Genomic DNA, 17,292 nt, shown 5'->3' with positions numbered 1-17,292 from the left:
AGGAGCGCCATGCGGGTCTCGGTCATCGGGTGCGGCTACCTCGGGGCCGTGCACGCGGCCAGCATGGCCCAGCTCGGGCACGAGGTCGTCGGGATCGACGTCGACGCCGCGAAGACCGACCTGCTCGCGTCCGGCACCGCCCCGTTCTACGAGCCCGGGCTGCCGGAGGCGCTGGCCGCCGCCCGCGCCACGGGCCGGCTCGCGTTCACCACCGACCCGGCGGCCGCCGCCGGGTCGCGCGTCCACTTCCTGTGCGTCGGCACCCCGCAGCAGCACGGCGAGTTCCGGGCCGACCTCACCTACGTCGAGGACGCGTTCGCCGCGCTGCTCCCGCACCTCGCCCCCGGGGACCTCGTCGTCGGCAAGTCCACGGTCCCCGTCGGCACCGCCGAGGCCCTCGCCCAGCGGCTCACGACGACCGGCGCGACGCTCGTGTGGAACCCCGAGTTCCTGCGCGAGGGGTTCGCCGTCCAGGACACGCTGCACCCCGACCGCCTCGTCTACGGACTGCCGACCGACGCCGAGGGCGAGCCCACCGCGGACGGCGCCCGGGCGGCGGCGGTCCTCGACGAGGTCTACGCCCAGCCGCTCGCGGACGGCACCCCGCTGGTGGTCTGCGACTACGCCACGGCACAGCTCGTCAAGGTCGCGGCCAACTCCTTCCTCGCCACCAAGATCTCGTTCATCAACGCGATGGCCGAGCTCTGCGAGTCCACCGGCGCCGACGTCACCCGCCTCGCCGACGCCATCGGCTACGACGACCGGATCGGCCGCCGGTTCCTCAACGCCGGCCTCGGGTTCGGCGGCGGCTGCCTGCCCAAGGACATCCGCGCGTTCATGGCCCGCGCCGGCGAGCTCGGCGTCGACCAGGCACTGTCGTTCCTGCGCGAGGTCGACGCGATCAACATGCGCCGCCGCGTCCGGATGGTCGACCTCGCCCGCGAGGTCTGCGGCGGGTCCATCGTGGGTCTGCGGATCGCGGTCCTCGGTGCGGCGTTCAAGCCCGACTCCGACGACATCCGCGACTCCCCGGCGCTGTCCGTCGCCGCGCAGATGCAGCTCCAGGGCGCGCACGTCACCGTCACCGACCCGCAGGCCCTGCCGAACGCGCGCGCCGCGTGGCCCGGCCTCGCCTACGCCGACACCGCCGAGGAGGCCGCCGCCGACGCCGACGTGGTGCTGCTCGCCACCGAGTGGCCCGAGTACCGCCGCCTCGACCCGGCGGCCCTCGGCACGGTGGTCGCCCACCGCCGCGTCCTCGACGGCCGCAACGTCCTCGACCCCCGCGCCTGGCGCGCGGCCGGCTGGACGTACCGCGCCCTGGGCCGCCCCTGACCCCCGCGCGCGCCCGCGCCCCCCGCCCCGCGCCGCCTCCACGCGCCGGTGCTTCGCCGAGATCGCAGTCCGCGCCTCTGCGAGGGGTCTCGTCGACACGCGAGGTCTGCCATCTCGGCGGGGCTCAGGTCCGCCGGGCGAGTGCGCGGCGGACCCAGGTGACCGGGCGGTCGGGGTCGCGCAGCACGTCGTCGGCCGTGCAGGTGACGACGCGCCACCCGAGCGACTCCAGGTGCTGGCGTCGCGCGATGTCGCGGCGCCACACCGACCGGTCGGTCCGGTGCACGTCGCCGTCGTACTCGATCGCGACCCGTTCACGGGGGTACGACAGGTCGGGCATGGCGACGACCAGGCCGTCGGGCCCGCGGACGAGCTGGTTGACCACCGGGCAGGGCAGACCGGCGTCCACGAGGACCAGCCGCAGCCGCGTCTCCATGCAGGAGTCCGTGTCCGCGCGTGCCAGCTCGAGCGCCGACCGCAGCACTCGGACCCCTCGCGCGCCGCGCGGCAACCCGGCGACCGCCCCCGCGAGCTGGTCCAGGGTGCACAGCCCCGTCCGGCGCCGCATCAGCGCATCGGCGGCGACGACGAGCTCGTGCGGGGTGAGCGATGTCGCGAGCTGGAGCCACGCGAGCTCGGGGGTCAGCACCCGGATGTCGTGGGGCAGCGTGAACGAGGCCGTCTCCCGCACGGGTCGGCGGTGGCCGATCAGCCCGGCACGGCGTGGCCACGACGTGCCCGGGCCCACCTGGACGTGCAGCCCTCCAGCCGCGTCCGCGCCGAACGGAAGGTCCGAGCCGAGCAGGGCCAGGGCAGTGACGTGGCAGAAGATCGCGTCGGCCGGCAGGGCCGGAACGAGCTCTGCGCACCGCGCGCGCAGGTCCGACGGGGCTGGGTGAGGGCTCGGGCTCCGCACCCCGGGCGTGGGGATCCGCAGCCGACTGCGCCGCAGCCAGTGGTCGTCGACGCCGAGGGCGAGCGCGGTCGCGACGGAGAACGGTCCACGTCGCAGGGCGGGGGGCAGGGGACGGTCGGTTCGTGGCATCGACCCAGCGTGCCGAGCACGTCGTGCCCCCGCCGGCACGGTGCCGCGCACCTGTGGACGACGCGCGCCCCGTCACCCTGTGCAGGGCTCGCGCCCCCCTCACCGCCCCGCCCCCCGCCCGCCGCCGCCCGCACCGCGTCCCCTCTGCGCCGAGATGGCAGTGCTCGCCTGGGCCGGCGTCGCTCGCGCAAGGCGAGCAGTGTCATCTCGGCAGCGCGGGTGCGCGGGTGCGCGGGCGCGCGGGCGCGCGGGGCGAGGGCGCTGGCGCGCGGGGTGGTTAGCGGGGGTAATGAGTTAAGGTAAGGAACGTGACTCATGATCCTGCGCGCGACTCCGAGCTGGCGGCGGACCTGCGGCGGGCGCTCGGGTCCTCGACGCGGCGCATCCGGTCCCGCCGCGGCGCCGCGGACCTGCCCGACCCGCAGTTCAACGTCCTGGCGATCCTGCTGCGCGAGGGGCCGCTCACCCCGGGGGCGCTCGCGGACGCCGAGCACGTCCAGCCGCCGTCGATGACCCGGACCGTGAACGCGCTGGTCGCGCTCGGGTTCGTGGCGAAGTCCGAGCACCCGAGCGACGGCCGGCTGGTCGTCGTCAGCCTGACGCCGGAGGGGGAGGCCGAGGTCCGCGAGACCCGCCGCCGCCGGGACGCCTGGCTCGCCGAGCAGCTCGGCACGATGACCGCCGACGAGCGCCGCACCCTCGCGGAGGCCGCCGTGCTGCTGCGCCGGATCGCGGCGGGTCAGCGGGGGCCGGCATGAGCTCGACGTTCGCCTCGCTGAAGATCCCGAACTACCGCCTGTGGTTCGCAGGGGCGCTCGTCGCCAACATCGGGACCTGGATGCAGCGCGTCGCCCAGGACTGGCTGGTGCTCACCGACCTGTCCGACGACTCCGGCCTCGCGGTGGGCATCACGACCGCCCTGCAGTTCGCGCCGACGCTGCTGCTGTCCGCGTGGGCGGGTGTGCTCGCCGACCGCGTGAACCGGCGCAGGCTGCTGATGATCACGCAGGGCGCGCAGGGGGTGCTCGCGTTCGGGTTGGGAGCCCTGGTGCTGTCCGGGCACGCGCAGCTGTGGCACGTCTACGTGTTCGCGGCGGCCCTCGGCGCGGTGGCGGCGGTCGACCAGCCGGTGCGGCAGACGTTCGTCGCGGAGCTGGTGCCGGTGCACCGGATGTCGAACGCGGTCGGCCTGAACAGCACCTCGTTCAACGCGGCGCGCCTGATCGGCCCGGGGCTGGCGGGGTTGCTGATCGCGGCGGTGGGCACGGGCTGGGTGTTCGTGATCAACGGGGTCTCGTTCGCGGCGACGATCCTGGCGCTCGTGGCGATGCGCACCTCCGAGCTGCACCCGATGCCGGTGGCGCCGCGCGCGAAGGGGCAGATCCGCGAGGGCGTCCGGTACGTGCGGGGGCGCAGCGACATCCTCGTCATCATGGTCGTCATCTGCGTGGTGTCGACGTTCGGCCTGAACTTCCAGATGACCAGCGCCCTGATGGCGCGCGCGGAGTTCGGCAAGGGCGCGGGGGAGTACGGGATCCTCGGGTCGGTGCTCGCGATCGGGTCGCTGGCGGGGGCGCTGCTCGCGGCCCGGCGGGAGCGGCCGCGGGTGCGGCTGGTGATCGGGTCGGCGTTCGCCTTCGGGGTGGCGACCGGTGTGCAGGCGCTGATGCCGACGTACCTGTCGTACGCGGTCGCGTGCGTCCCGGTGGGGCTCGCGTCGCTGACGATGCTCACGGCGGCGAACACGACGATCCAGATGTCGACCGACCCGGTGGTGCGTGGCCGCGTGATGTCGCTCTACATGATCGTGATGCTCGGGGCGACGCCGGTGGGCTCGCCGGTCGTCGGCTGGATCGGGGAGACGTTCGGCCCACGGTGGGCGATCGGCATCGGGTCGATCACGGCGCTGCTGGTGTCGGCGGCCGCGGCGCTGTGGGCGAAGCGGCGCTGGGACGTCGAGCTGCGGTACCGGCTGCTGTCCCGGCCGCACCTGGAGGTCGTCCACCCCACGGTCGCACCACCGGCGCGGGCGGCCGCCGACGAGCTCGCCGCGCGCGAGGCGGCCGACCGGGCGGTGTGAGGCCGCGCCCACCCCGGGTCCCGCGACGGCGGGCCCGGAGCCGGGTGAACTTCCCCGCCCGACAGGTGTCCGAATTGTCCGGTATGTGACGATCGGCGGATGGCAGTCCGACGGCGGGTGCTGATCGTCCTCGCGGTGCTGACCACCGGTGCCCTCCTGGCCGGCGGCTGGCTCGCGTGGCGGGTGAGCCTGGCCGCGGACGCCCTGCGCGACCTCCGGACCGCCACCGACGGCGCCCGGCCCGAGGTCGACGCCCTCGACGTCGGGGCGCTGAGGGCCCGGCTGCCCGCGGTGCAGGACGCTGCCGACCGTGCGGCCGAGGCCGCCGACGACCCCGTGTGGCGCCTGGCCGAGCACCTGCCGATCGTCGGCGACGACCTCACCGCGGTGCGCCTCGTGTCGAGGGCGGCCGACGACCTCGCGCGCGAGTCCGCCCCGGACCTGCTCGCGGCGCTCGCGGCGCTCACCGGCGACCGGGCGCACACGGGCGACCCGGCGCACTCGGGCGACCCGGCGCACACCGCCGCCCCGGGGCCCGCGGGTGATCCGGCGCGTGCGGCCGACCCGTCCGCCGCGGCCGACCGTGCCGCCGCACGCGCCGCGGCGCTGCCGAGCGGCTGGGTCGACCTCGCCGCGGGGGTGGCCGCCGCGCCGGCGGCGGGACGTGCGGCGGCGACCGTCGACCGGCTCCGGTCCGAGCTCGCGCCGATCGACCCCGGCGGCCTGGTGGGCCCGGTGGCCGGGCCGGTCGCCGCGCTGCAGGACGTGCTCGCGGGTGCGTCCGGGCCGCTCGCCGCCGCTCAGGAGGTCGCCGCGGTGCTGCCGACGATGCTCGGTGCGGACGGCCCGCGGACGTACCTCCTGCTGTCGCTGAACCCGGCGGAGCTGCGCGCGCAGGGCGGCATCGTGGGTGCGGTCGCCGTGCTCCGGGCGGACGACGGTGCGGTGGGACTGGTCGGTCAGCGCAGCACCGCGGACCTCCCGGAGCTGTCCGCGCCCGTGATCCCGCTGACCGGCACGGAGCTCGCGCTGCACGGCGACCGGCTCGGGCGGTGGGTGCAGGACACGGTGCTCACCCCGGACTTCCCGCGCGCGGCCGAGCTGGCCGCGGCGTTCTGGGCGGCGCAGACCGGCCAGGTCGTGGACGGGGTGGTCGCGACGGACCCCGTGGTGGTCGCCGACGTCCTCGCCGCCACGGGTCGGACCGTGCAGGCCGACGGTGCCGAGATCGGCGCCCCGGACCTGCTGCGGGTGCTCCTGCGTGACGCCTACCTCGACTACGGGGACCCACGGGCCGGCGACGCGTTCTACGCCCAGGTCGCCGCGGCGGTGTTCGGGGTGCTGCGCGACGCGGTGGCCGAGCCGGCGACGGCCCGGGCGGTGGCGCTCGCGGGCGGGGCGGCCGTCGACCAGCGACGCGTCGCCGTCTGGTCCGCCCGCCCGGCCGAGCAGGTGGTGCTCGCGGGGTCGGGCGTGGGGGGCGCGTTCCTGACCGGTGACGCGGTGACGCCGACCGGTGCAGGGGTGGGCGACGCGGTCGGGGTGTTCCTCGACGACGCGACCGCGGGCAAGCTCGGCTACGACCTCGACGTGGGGGTCGACGTCCGGTTGTCGGGCTGCGGGACACGCGAGCCGCGGGCGCGCGTCACCCTGCGGCTCGGCTACGCGCCGCCCGCGGACGTGGCGGGGTTCCCGGCGCAGGTGCTCGGCGACGGCCGCTCCGGGGTGCCCGCGGGCTGGCTCGCCACGAACGTCGCGTTCTACGGCGCGCGCGACGGCGCCCTCGGCGAGGTGCGCCGCGACGGCGCGGTGGTCGGCGGGCAGGTGGCCCGCGAGGGGCGTCGGGAGGTCGCGGTGCTGACCTCGCGGCTGGCGCCGGGCACGGGGGAGGAGTACGTCGTGGACGTCACCGCCCGTGGCGGGTCGCTGACCGTCTGGACCACACCGACCCTCTCGGGCCCCGGCGTGGTCACGACCACCTGCCCCTGACCGGGCCCGCCCGCCCCACCCTCACCCGCCCGCACCCGTCCCACCCGCTCCCACCCGCCCCGCCTCGACGAGAGGTCACGACACGCTGGCGGCCCCGGCCGTGGCCAGCGTGTCGTGACCGCTCGTGGGCGGCGCGCGCGTCAGGGCGCGGCGCGGGGGTGCGGCGCGGGCCGCGGTCCGCGGGAGTGCCGGCGGCGGGGGTGCCGGGCGTCGAGTTCACCCGGTCCCCGTCCGGCGCGTCCGCCCGACGCGTGCCTACCCTGGGCGACATGTCCGATTTGTCTGAATCGGGCGAGCAGGGACAGCGCGGCAACGGCGCCGTGCGGACGGAGGTGCGACATGGAGGTCCTGGGACGCGTGCTCGGCGGGCTCGTCGGGGTGCTCGTGATGATCGGTGGCCTGGCAGGACCGGCGCTCGCCGCGCCGGACACCCCCGGCGGCCTCGACTGCGCGGAGCTCGCCGCCGCGACCGACCCCGACGGGTACGCTCCGCCGCCGCGCTGCGAGCTGACGATCGTCCGGGCGGCGGCCATCTGCCTCGCGGACGCCCCGGTGCTCGAGTACGCCGTCGAGGCGGTCGGCACGACGCTCGACACGGTGACGATCACCTGGGTCGACCCGGTCGGGCCGGACGTGGTCCAGTCCGGGCTGCCGCTGTCGGGGCAGACGTACTGGCCCGGCACCGTGCTGGAGGGCGGCGCGGTGGTCGACTGGCCGGGCTGGACGCGCAACCCGGACGGCAGCTGGACCGAGGAGGACGCGTACAGCTTCGCGCGGCCGTCCGTGCAGATCGAGTTCCAGGTGAACCCGACGGCGACCACGGTGGTGGCGTACCCGCCGGCCACCGCCGTGTGCGCCGGCCCCGCGACCGACGCGACGCCGGTGTCCACGGGTCGGCTCCCCGTCGCGGGCGCGCCGGTCGAGCAGGCGGCGGCACCGCTGCCCGCGACGGGTGTCGTGGCCGCCCCCGAGGTCGCCCGCGCGCCCGAGGTGGCGACTCCCGCCGGCCCGACGTCCGTCGCCCTGGCCGCGACCGGGGCGAGCACCCGACCCCTGCTGGTCGGGGCGGGCCTGCTGGTGCTGCTCGGGGCCGGGCTGGTGGCGGCGTCCGCGCACCGGCACGGGCCGCTCGGCTGACGCCGGGGCAGCGCCCCGCCGCCCGCGGTGGTCGATGCAGGCGGTGAGCGCCAGGACGTCGTCGGGCTCCACGGACGGGAACATCGCGACCCGGAGCTGGTTGCGGCCCAGCTTGCGGTAGGGGTCGACGTCGACCACGCCGTGCTCGCGCAGGATGCGCGCGACCGTCGGAGCCTCGATCTCGGGGGCCAGGTCGATGGTGCCGACGACCGCGGACCGCTGGTCGGGGTCGGCGACGAACGGGGTGGCCCAGTCGCGGGCGTCCGCCCAGCCGTACAGGTGGCCGGCGGACGTCGCGGTCCGATCGGCGCACCACGCGAGGCCGCCGTTCGCGAGCATCCAGTCGACCTGCTCGGCGAGCAGCACGAGCGTGGCGATCGCCGGGGTGTTGAGGGTCTGGTCCGCGCGCGAGCTCTGCACCGCGGTGGTCAGCGAGAGGAACTCCGGCACCCAGCGGCTCGCCTCGACGCGGGCCGCGCGCTCCACGGCGGCGGGGGACAGCACTGCCAGCCACAGGCCGCCGTCGGAGGCGAACGACTTCTGCGGCGCGAAGTAGTAGGCGTCGGTCTGCGCGACGTCCACGGCGAGGCCGCCCGCCGCGGACGTGGCGTCGACGACGACGAGCGCGCCCTGGTCGGCCGAGCCGGGCACGCGGCGCACCGGGGCGACCGCGCCGGTCGAGGTCTCGTTCTGCGGCCAGGCGTAGACGTCCACGCCGTCCACCGCCACCGGCACGGTCGACGTCCCGGCGGGCGACTCGCTCACCACGGGCTCGCCGAGGAACGGCGCGCGAGCGGCGGCCGCCGCGAACTTGGCCCCGAACTCGCCGAACACGGCGTGCGCGGACCGCTGCTCCACGAGGCTGAGCGTCGCGAGGTCCCAGAAGGCCGTCGACCCGCCGTTGCCGAGGGCGACCTCGTACCCGTCGGGCAGGTCGAACAGCTCGGCGAGCCCGGCGCGCACCCGGCCCACCAGGCCCCGCACCGGTGCCTGCCGGTGCGAGGTGCCCAGCAGCGTGCGCCCCGCGGCGGTCAGCGCGCGCACCTGGGCGTCGCGGACCTTCGCGGGACCGGAGCCGAACCGGCCGTCCGACGGCAGCAGGTGGTCCGGGATGGTCACGGGGGCGCCAGGCGTCGTGGTCACGCGCCGCACGATACGCGCACGCCGCTGCCGGGGCGCTGGTCCGGCTAGCCTGTGGACGGACGTCCGCGCGCGACATGGAGGGCACCGGCGTGAGTGACCTGATCGACACGACCGAGATGTATCTGAAGACGATCTACGAGCTCACCGAGGAGGGGATCACCCCGCTGCGCGCCCGCATCGCCGAGCGCCTCGGGCACAGCGGCCCCACGGTGTCGCAGACCGTCGCCCGGATGGAGCGGGACGGGCTGCTGGTCGTGTCCGGCGACCGCCACCTCGAGCTGACCGAGGTCGGCGCCACGAAGGCGATGCGCGTGATGCGCAAGCACCGGCTGGCCGAGCGGCTGCTGGTCGACGTCGTCGGCCTCGACTGGGAGTACGTGCACGAGGAGGCGTGCCGCTGGGAGCACGTCATGAGCGAGCGCGTCGAGCGCCGGCTCGCGGGGCTGCTGGACCACCCGCACTTCGACCCGTACGGCAACCCCATCCCCGGGCTCGAGGAGATCGGGGAGGTCCGCACGGCCGTCGGGTTCCTCGACGGCGTCGAGTCGCTGGTCGCCCGCGCGGTGGCCGAGGACGGCTCGACCACCGGCGTCGTCGCCCGCCTGGGCGAGCCGCTGCAGACCGACGTGGAGCTGCTGGCCCGGTTCGCCGGCGCGGGGGTGCTCCCGGGCGTCGAGGTCGCGATCCGCAAGGACGGCGGCACGCTCACCGTCGGCGTCCCGGGCGCGGAGACGGTCCTGGACCTGCCGCAGGAGATCGCCCGGCACGTCTTCCTCCGGGCGGTCTGAGCCCGCCGGGGCCGCGGCCCCGTCCGGTACCGGGATGCGGAGCCCCGCGGTGTGGCGTAGGTCACTCGCGGGGCTCCGTCGCGTCGGTGACCTGCGGGCTCCCTGTCGTGGCATGTGAGCGTTCTCCCGGGCGGCGAACGGACCGTGACCGGAGCGTGACAATCGGCTCCGCGGTCGGGTACGTTCAGTCCTGCTCCGGCGGAACCCTCCTCCTCCAGAGCCCTAGGACGGTACGCCGAGCCCTGCCGCCGCCCTGGGTCCGTACGACTTCGCCGGCAGGGGCGGGGGAACCACATGTGGTCGAGGTCCGACAGGACCACGACCTTGGGGTGAAGCCGCGTGGCGCGACCGGAGAACGCTTCCGGACACGTCCCGCGGCCGGGTAACTCCACCCGAACCCGACAGCTCACCTCGTAGGCGCCAGGAGAGGCTGTACGTGACCGCTAGTGCTGTGCGCGCTCGACACCGTTCCGCGCGTCGCCCCGTCACCCCCTTGACCGACTTCGCCACCGCCGCCACGGGCTCCCTCGCCCAGGTCGGCCGTCGCACCGCCGTCGTCGCGGCCTCCACGGGCCTCATGGTCTCCGTGGTCGCCGTCCCGGCCGGCGCCGCGACCACGTCCGGCGACCAGGCCGCGCTGCCGTCGGTGGACACCGCCGCGCTGACCGCGTCCGCGAAGACCGCGCTCGAGACCGCCCCGGTGGTCACCGCGCCCGCCGACGCCGCGTGGACCTTCGAGGCCCCGGCCGCGACCGCGGTCGTCCCCGAGCCCGAGCCGGTCCGCGTCGTCGAGCGCACCGTCTCCCGCAGTGCCGCGCGCGCCACCGTCGAGACCGCCGCCGTCGAGACCGCGGCCGCGGTCCCGCAGTCGGTCGCCGGCAACGCGGTCCTCGAGATCGCCGCGCGCTACGTGGGCACCCCGTACGTCTCCGGCGGCACCACGCCCGACGGCTTCGACTGCTCGGGCTTCGTGTCCTACGTCTACGCGCAGCTCGGCATCTCCCTGCCGCGCACGTCGTCCGCGATCAAGGCGGCCGGCACCGTGATCTCCGCCGCCGACGCGCAGCCCGGCGACCTGATCTGGAGCCCGGGGCACATCTCGATCTACGCGGGCGGCGACCAGCAGATCGACTCGCCGCGTCCCGGCAAGACGATCCAGTTCCGCAGCATCTGGCAGAGCTCGCCGACGTACATCCGCATCGGCTGACACCGCCGCAGCACCTCCTCGACGCAGCCCCCTCGGCCCACCGGCCGCGGGGGCTTCGTCGTCCCCGTCCGCTCGCCGAGATGGCACTCGGCGCCTGTGACCGCCGCGGTCCTCCCAGGCGCGGACTGCCATCTCGGCGGGCGTGCGTGCGGCGCGTGCGCAATTGACCGAGGACGATCCGCGCCGGGGCGCGTAGCCTGCTCTTGCTTGCCTCCGCCAGCGGGCCCGGTCAGCCAGACGGGTCCTCCACCTGGATCCAGGAGTACGCCGTGCTGCTGCCGCCCGCCCCACCCAGGACCCTGCTCCTGAACGCCAGCCTCGAGCCGCTGTGCGTGGTCGCGCTGCCCCGCGCGGTCACCCTCGTGATGTCCGGCAAGGCCACCGTGCTCGAGTCCGACGGCCGGCTGCTGCACTCCGAGCACGCCGTGGTGCCGATGCCGGTGGTCCTGTCGCTCACGCGCTACGTGCACGTGCCGGTCCGGCGGCCGCTGCCCCCGACCCGGCGGACCGTGCTGCAGCGGGACGACCACCGGTGCGCGTACTGCGGGTCGCACGCCGACACGGTCGACCACGTGCACCCGCGGTCGCGCGGCGGCCGGCACGAGTGGGGCAACGTCGTCGCCGCGTGCCGCCGGTGCAACCACCGCAAGGCCGACCACCTGCTGCACGAGATCGGCTGGGAGCTGGCCTGGACGCCGGTGCCGCCGCGCGGCCTGTCGGCGTTCCTGCGGGGCGCCGCCACGGACGAGCCGGCCTGGTCGCCGTACCTCGCCGCCTGACGACCCGCGCGGCCCAAGTCTCCGCAAAGACTCCGCCACGTCCGGGCCCGCAACGGGGTGCGGAGGGGGCATGATCGGGGGCACACTGGGGTGTGCGCCGAAGGAGGTCCCAGCCATGAAGCGAGACGCGGAGATCCTGGTCGGAGTCGACGGGTCGGCGGCGAGCATGCACGCGCTCGACTGGGCCGCGGCGGAGGCCCGCACCCGCCGGCGCCCGCTGCACGTCGTCTGCTCGTACACGCTGCCGTCGTTCACGGCGGCCTCGCTCGACGGTGGGTACGCGGCGCTCGACGACACCGCCATCCAGCAGGGCGCCCGCGCGGTGCTCGCGGAGGCGCGGCAGCGGGTGGAGGGCGGCGGCCTCGAGGTCGTGACGACCGTGGCGACGGGGGACGCCGCCGCCGTGCTCGTCGAGATGTCCCGGGACGCGTCGCTCGCGGTCGTGGGCACCCGCGGCAAGGGCGGGTTCGCGGACCGGCTGCTGGGCACGGTGTCCTCGACCCTCCCGGCGCACGCGTACTGCCCGACCGTGGTGGTCCCGCTGCGCGACCAGCGCCGCGGTGGCGTCGTGCCGACCGACGAGTCCTCGCCCGTCGTGCGCCCGGTCCGCCGGATGATCGTGGGCGTCGACGGCTCGCCGCAGGCCGACCTGGCGCTGCGGCACGCGATCGCCGAGGCGACGGCCTGGGGCGCGGAGCTCACCGCGGTCGCGGGCGTCCCGGTCGGGACCGGCTCGGGCGTGATGGCGTGGCTGCCCGCGACGATCGACCAGGCGCAGATCCTCGCGGACGTCACCGAGGGCCTGAACGTGGTCGTGGACCGCGCGCTCGCCGACCACCCGGGCGTCACCGTGCGGCGGGTCGTCCTGGACGGCACCGGCGCGGAGCTGCTGACCGAGTTCTCGACGGCGACCGACCTGATCGTCGTCGGCTCCCGGGGGCGCGGCGGGTTCACCGGGCTGCTGCTCGGGTCCACCAGCCAGGCGGTGCTGCACCACGCGGCCTGCCCGGTGATGGTCGTGACCAACCGGTGCGCGGAGAAGGTCCCGGCGGGCGGCGGTGCCGCGTCCGGCGAGGCCACCGGGGACGCGACCGCGGGCTGACGGCCCGGCGGGCGGTCAGGCGGGCGGGGGCGGTACGTCCGGGCGCCGCACGAGCGCCGACAGCACGATGGTCGACCGGGTGCGGGTCACGAACGGCTCGGCGGCCAGCCGCTCCACGACCTGCTCGAGGTGCCGCATGTCCCGGGCGCGCACCTGCACCACCACGTCGACGTCGCCCGTGACGGTGCTCGCGGCGACGACCTCCGGGTACCGCTCGACGGCCGCGCGCATCGTCGCCGGGCTGGTGGAGCCCTGGCAGAACAGCTCGATGAACGCCTCCGTCGCCCAGCCCAGCGACGCGGGGTCGAGCAGGACCGTGTACCCGCGCACCACACCGCGCTCGCGCAGCCGGTCGACGCGGCGCTTCACCGCCGGCGCGGACAGCGCGACCACGGCGCCGATGTCCGCGTAGGACGCGCGCGCGTCGACGGACAGCTCGCGCAGGATCGCCTCGTCGATGGGGTCGAGGTCGCCGGAGAACGTCGGGGGCACGGGCTCATCCTCCCGCACGCGCCCGGGCGCGGAGGTCGTGCCGGAGGTCAGCGCATCGCCTGGGTCAGCGCAGCGCCTGGGTCAGCCGGTCGACGGCGAGGTCCAGGTCGTCCGCGTCGATCACCAGCGGCGGCGCGAGCCGGATCGTGGAGCCGTGCGTGTCCTTGGCGAGCACGCCGAGTCGCAGCAGCCGCTCGCACAGCTCGCGTCCCGTCATCCGCGCGGGGTCGACGTCGAGGCCCGCCCACAGCCCGACGCCGCGGGTGCGCTCCAGCAGACCGGTGTCGACGAGGGTGTCGAGCCGCTGGTGCAGGTGGGCGCCGAGGGTGCGGGCACGCTCCTGGTGGGTGCCGGGCCGGAGCTCGTCGACGACCGCGAGCCCGACCGCGCACGCCAGCGGGTTGCCGCCGAACGTCGACCCGTGGGTCCCGGGGGTCAGCACCTCGAGCACGTCGGGCCGGCCGACGACCGCGGACACGGGCAGCACCCCGCCGCCGAGGGCCTTGCCGAGCGTCACCAGGTCCGCGCGGACGCCCCACAGCTCGAGGGCGAACGTCGTGCCGGTGCGGCCGAGGCCGGACTGGATCTCGTCGGCGATCAGCAGCACGTCCGCGGCGGTGCAGATGTCCCGGACCGCCGGCCAGTAGGTCTCCGGCGGGACGACGACGCCCTGCTCGCCCTGGATCGGCTCCAGCAGCACGGCGACCGTGGTGTCGTCGATCGCGGCACGGAGGGCGTCAGCGTCCCCGAACGGCACGATCCGGAAGCCCGGGGTGTGCGGGGCGAACCCGTCGCGGGCGTCCGGGTCGGTCGAGAACGACACGATGGTCGTCGTCCGGCCGTGGAAGTTGTTCGCCGCGACGACGATCGTGGCGTGCTCGGGCGCGACCCCGCGGACGTCGTAGCCCCACTTGCGGGCCGTCTTGATCGCGGTCTCGACGGCCTCGGCGCCGGTGTTCATCGGCAGCACCATCGGCGCGGTGCCGGCCTCGGCGCCCGCGACGACCGGCCGGACCAGGTCGGACAGCGCGGTCGCGAACGGGTGCAGCAGGTCGTGGTCGAACGCCCGCGAGCTCAGCGTCAGCCGGTCGAGCTGCGCGTGGGCGGCCGCGGTGAGCGCGGGGTGCCGGTGCCCGAAGTTCAGCGCCGAGTACCCCGCGAGCAGGTCGAGGTAGGTGTTCCCGTCGACGTCGCGCACCCAGGCGCCCTCGCCGCTCGTGAGCGTCACGGGCAGCGGGTGGTAGTTGTGCGCGAGCGGGCTGCCGGCCTCGCTCCGGGCGGGGATCGTGCTGGTCATGGCGTCACCTCGGGGCGGGCGGGGCTCCGGCGGTGCGGGGCGGGCCCGGCCGCCGGAGCGGGGCGGTCAGCGGGCGGGGCGGATCTCCAGCGTGCAGCACTTCGCGCCGCCGCCGCCCTTGAGCAGCTCGCTCGTGTCGACGGGGTGCGGGCGGAAGCCGCGGTCGGTGAGCTGGGCGGCGAGGTCCACGGCCCCGGGCGCGACGACCACGTTGAGGCCGTCGCTGACCGCGTTCAGGCCGAGGCAGGCGGCGTCGCGCTCCGAGGCGATCACGGCGTCGGGGTAGCGGCGCTCGAGCTCGGCGCGGGACGCCTCGGAGAACGCCGGCGGGAAGTAGGCGACCTGCTCGCGGCCCGGGGTCGAGTCGAGGACGGCCAGCGCGGTGTCCAGGTGGTAGTAGTGCGCGTCGACCAGCTCGAGGCTGACGACCTCGCGGCCGGTGACGCGCGCGATCTCGGCGTGCGCGGCCCGGTCGGTGCGGAAGCCGGTGCCGGCCAGCAGCACGTCGCCGACGCCGAGGATGTCGCCCTCGCCCTCGTTGACGACCTCGGCGGTGTGCGTGACGTAGCCGTGGTCGGCGAACCACTTCTCGTACGCGGGGCCCTCGGGCTGGCGCTCCGGGTAGCGGAACTTCGCCGAGTAGACGAGGCCGTCGACGACCGTGGCGCCGTTGGCCGCGTAGACCATGTCCGGCAGGCCCGGGATCGGGTCGATGGTCTCGACCGTGTGGCCGAGCTGCTCGAAGGTGGCGCGCAGGGTCTGCCACTGCTGCACCGCGAGACCCGCGTCGGTGTACCGGGTCGAGTCCATCCACGGGTTGATCTCGTACGAGACCGTGTAGTGCGTGGGCTCGCACATCAGGTAGTGCCGGCGGGTGCTCTGCGGGGTCGCGGGCATGGGTCTCCTCGAGGAGGTCGGGCGGGTCGGGCTGACGGTGCCGGGCCACCTCGTCGGGGCGCGTCCTGCACAGCCTACGAGCCCGACCGCACCCGCATCATGGCGCGACGATGCACGCCCACCCGCGAATCGTTGCGCGAAACAGGGGTCAGGCGGCGGTTCGTTGCGTCGGTCGGGGCCGCGCCTCGCGGGCCGCGCGGGCCAGCACGAGCCGCAGCATCAGGTCGACGAGCAGCGCGCCGGCCCACACCGTCCACGCCCGCGGGAGACCGCGCAGGTAGATCGCCTCGGACCACGCGACCCGCGACGACGACGGGCCCGCGGCCTCCACCTCGATCCGGGCGGTGCCCAGCAGCACCGGGCCGAGCTTCACGAACACGGCGGCGCCCGGCACCGCGCCCAGCGGCGGCTCGAACCGCTCGACCCGCATCCGGTCCAGCAGCCCCGGCGCGCCCTGCCGGGCGAACGGGCCGCTGACCGCGGCGATCTCGTCGCCGGCCTCGGGGGCCTGGTCGTCGGGGCGGCGCACCCGGTCGCCGGCGCCGGGCGCGGTGAGCGTCACCCGGGTCAGCGGGACCCAGCGGGCGTGGTGGCGGGCGTCGGCGACCAACGCCCACGCGGCCGCCGCGTCCAGCGGCAGGACGCACGAGACCCGCGCCCACGGCGTCCCGTCCCGGTCCCGGATGATCACAGCACGCCCCCTCGACGGACGCCGGTCCCGGGTCGGGGCCACCTGCCCGCGTCGCCCCCCGGGTGCGTCGGGACCATCTTGCTCCCTGCCGGTCGCGTGCAGGCCCCCGAGCGGCCCCGGGCGCGTCCCGGGCGGGTGCAGGCACCCAGAGCAACAGGGTGATCCTCGCGCGGGTAGCCTCGCAGGATGCAGACGAGGACGCTGGGCAGGACCGGTCGGGACGTCGGGGTCGTGGGGCTGGGCTGCTGGCAGCTCGGTGCGGACTGGGGCGAGGTGGCCGAGGACGACGCCCTCGCGGTGCTCGCCGCCGCGGCGGACGCCGGGGTGACGTTCTTCGACACCGCGGACGTCTACGGCGACGGCCGCAGCGAGACCCTGATCGGCCGGTTCCTGCGCGAGCGGCCCGCCGACGCCGCGCGGATCACCGTCGCCACCAAGATGGGCCGCCGCGCCGACCCGCACGTCGCCGAGGCGTACACCGCGGACGCGTTCCGGGCGTGGACGGACCGGTCGCGCACGAACCTCGGCGTCGACACGCTCGACCTGGTGCAGCTGCACTGCCCGCCGAGCGCCGTCCTGGACCGGGACGCCACCTACGACGCCCTCGACGCGCTGGTCGCCGAGGGCCGGGTCGCCGCGTACGGGGTGTCGGTGGAGACGGTCGACGAGGCGCTCGCCGCGATCGCCTGCCCGCACGTCGCCACCGTGCAGATCATCCTCAACGCGTTCCGCCGCAAGCCGCTCGAGCGGGTGCTGCCCGCCGCCGCCGAGGCCGGGGTCGGCATCATCGCGCGGGTCCCGCTGGCCAGCGGCCTGCTGTCGGGGAGGTACGACGAGCACACCGCGTTCGCCGCCACCGACCACCGCGCCTACAACCGGAACGGCGAGGCGTTCGACGTCGGCGAGACGTTCTCCGGCGTGCCGTACGACGTCGGGGTCGCCGCGGCCCGCGAGGTCGCCGCGCTCACCCCCGCCGGCGCGACGACCGCCCAGCTCGCGCTGCGGTGGATCGTCGACCAGCCCGGCGTCTCGACCGTCATCCCCGGCGCCCGCAACGCCGACCAGGCCCGCGGCAACGCCGCCGCCGCCGACCTGCCGCCGGTGGACGCGACGACCGCGGAGGCCCTGCGCGCGATCTACGACGCCCGCATCCGCCCCCACGTCCACACCCGCTGGTAACCCGCGCCGAGCTGCGCCTCCCGCACCCCCAACCCCCGCCCGCCGGGGGGGCGAGAGGTGGCCGCACCCAGGGGGCGGGCCCGGGCGGCCCAACGGGAGAGAGCAGAAGGAGCGGGGGGGGGGGGTGCAGG

14 protein-coding genes, 1 pseudogene and 1 riboswitch are annotated in these 17,292 nt (G+C 76.1%); of the genes and pseudogenes, 9 read left to right on the top strand and 6 right to left on the bottom strand.

Annotation, left to right across the window (positions count from 1 at the left end; translation table 11 throughout):
• Positions 1-9: 9 nt before the first annotated feature.
• A complete protein-coding gene (locus ACFVXN_RS12660; RefSeq protein WP_389232702.1) occupies positions 10-1,335 on the top strand; it encodes a UDP-glucose dehydrogenase family protein in 1,326 nt (441 codons plus the stop codon).
• 124 nt (positions 1,336-1,459) lie between these two features.
• On the opposite strand, the gene ACFVXN_RS12655 is transcribed toward ACFVXN_RS12660, so the two are convergent.
• Positions 1,460-2,380: an endonuclease domain-containing protein gene (locus tag ACFVXN_RS12655; RefSeq protein WP_389232699.1), complete on the bottom strand. Its 921-nt coding sequence runs from the start codon at positions 2,378-2,380 to the stop codon at positions 1,460-1,462.
• Positions 2,381-2,688: 308 nt separating this feature from the next.
• On the opposite strand from ACFVXN_RS12655, the gene ACFVXN_RS12650 reads away from it, so the two are divergent.
• The 3 genes from ACFVXN_RS12650 to ACFVXN_RS12640 all read left to right on the top strand — a co-directional run bounded on the left by ACFVXN_RS12650 (position 2,689) and on the right by ACFVXN_RS12640 (position 6,449).
• On the top strand, positions 2,689-3,138 hold the full coding sequence (locus ACFVXN_RS12650; RefSeq protein ID WP_389232696.1) for a MarR family winged helix-turn-helix transcriptional regulator: 450 nt from the start codon (positions 2,689-2,691) through the stop codon (positions 3,136-3,138).
• Positions 3,135-4,460, top strand: coding sequence for an MFS transporter (locus ACFVXN_RS12645; protein ID WP_389232693.1), 1,326 nt, complete (start codon positions 3,135-3,137; stop codon positions 4,458-4,460). The genes ACFVXN_RS12650 and ACFVXN_RS12645 overlap by 4 nt, the downstream gene beginning before the upstream one ends.
• Before the next feature lie 99 nt (positions 4,461-4,559).
• Positions 4,560-6,449, top strand: coding sequence for a DUF4012 domain-containing protein (locus ACFVXN_RS12640; protein WP_389232690.1), 1,890 nt, complete (start codon positions 4,560-4,562; stop codon positions 6,447-6,449).
• Between the two features lie 1,164 nt (positions 6,450-7,613).
• Here the strand turns inward: ACFVXN_RS12640 and serC are convergent.
• A pseudogene (gene serC / locus ACFVXN_RS12635) lies at positions 7,614-8,741 on the bottom strand (phosphoserine transaminase); the annotation flags it as partial.
• Positions 8,742-8,818: 77 nt separating this feature from the next.
• Between serC and ACFVXN_RS12630 the strand changes: the two are divergent.
• The 4 genes from ACFVXN_RS12630 to ACFVXN_RS12615 all read left to right on the top strand — a co-directional run bounded on the left by ACFVXN_RS12630 (position 8,819) and on the right by ACFVXN_RS12615 (position 12,605).
• Positions 8,819-9,517, top strand: a complete 699-nt coding sequence (locus tag ACFVXN_RS12630) for a metal-dependent transcriptional regulator (protein ID WP_389232687.1) — start codon at positions 8,819-8,821, stop codon at positions 9,515-9,517.
• Between the two features lie 223 nt (positions 9,518-9,740).
• Positions 9,741-9,951: riboswitch (cyclic di-AMP (ydaO/yuaA leader) on the top strand.
• Between the two features lie 2 nt (positions 9,952-9,953).
• Entirely contained in the window at positions 9,954-10,724 is a 771-nt protein-coding gene (locus tag ACFVXN_RS12625; RefSeq protein ID WP_389232684.1) for a C40 family peptidase, read from the top strand.
• Between the two features lie 269 nt (positions 10,725-10,993).
• Positions 10,994-11,503, top strand: a complete 510-nt coding sequence (locus tag ACFVXN_RS12620; RefSeq protein WP_389232681.1) for an HNH endonuclease — start codon at positions 10,994-10,996, stop codon at positions 11,501-11,503.
• Positions 11,504-11,618: 115 nt separating this feature from the next.
• Entirely contained in the window at positions 11,619-12,605 is a 987-nt protein-coding gene (locus ACFVXN_RS12615; RefSeq protein ID WP_389232678.1) for a universal stress protein, read from the top strand.
• A 15-nt stretch (positions 12,606-12,620) separates the two neighbouring features.
• On the opposite strand, the gene ACFVXN_RS12610 is transcribed toward ACFVXN_RS12615, so the two are convergent.
• The 4 genes from ACFVXN_RS12610 to ACFVXN_RS12595 form a co-directional block, all read right to left on the bottom strand.
• The gene (locus ACFVXN_RS12610; protein ID WP_389232675.1) at positions 12,621-13,097 is read right to left on the bottom strand and encodes an Lrp/AsnC family transcriptional regulator; all 477 of its coding nucleotides are present in this window, start codon (positions 13,095-13,097) and stop codon (positions 12,621-12,623) included.
• Positions 13,098-13,161: 64 nt separating this feature from the next.
• A complete protein-coding gene (rocD, locus tag ACFVXN_RS12605; protein ID WP_389232672.1) occupies positions 13,162-14,394 on the bottom strand; it encodes an ornithine--oxo-acid transaminase in 1,233 nt (410 codons plus the stop codon).
• Between the two features lie 66 nt (positions 14,395-14,460).
• The gene (gene ddaH, locus ACFVXN_RS12600) at positions 14,461-15,291 is read right to left on the bottom strand and encodes a dimethylargininase (protein WP_389232669.1); all 831 of its coding nucleotides are present in this window, start codon (positions 15,289-15,291) and stop codon (positions 14,461-14,463) included.
• A gap of 148 nt (positions 15,292-15,439) precedes the next feature.
• The gene (locus tag ACFVXN_RS12595; RefSeq protein WP_389232666.1) at positions 15,440-15,982 is read right to left on the bottom strand and encodes a hypothetical protein; all 543 of its coding nucleotides are present in this window, start codon (positions 15,980-15,982) and stop codon (positions 15,440-15,442) included.
• Positions 15,983-16,168: 186 nt separating this feature from the next.
• Between ACFVXN_RS12595 and ACFVXN_RS12590 the strand changes: the two genes are divergently transcribed.
• Positions 16,169-17,161 (top strand): aldo/keto reductase, encoded by a 993-nt coding sequence (locus tag ACFVXN_RS12590; protein ID WP_389232663.1) that lies wholly within the window; start codon positions 16,169-16,171, stop codon positions 17,159-17,161.
• The last annotated feature ends 131 nt before the right edge of the window (positions 17,162-17,292 follow it).

The organism is Cellulomonas sp. NPDC058312 (genome assembly GCF_042880135.1).
GTDB lineage: Bacteria > Actinomycetota > Actinomycetes > Actinomycetales > Cellulomonadaceae > Cellulomonas.
The sequence above is the reverse complement of the archived record's forward strand: the minus strand, read 5'-3'. Positions and strand labels throughout refer to the sequence as shown.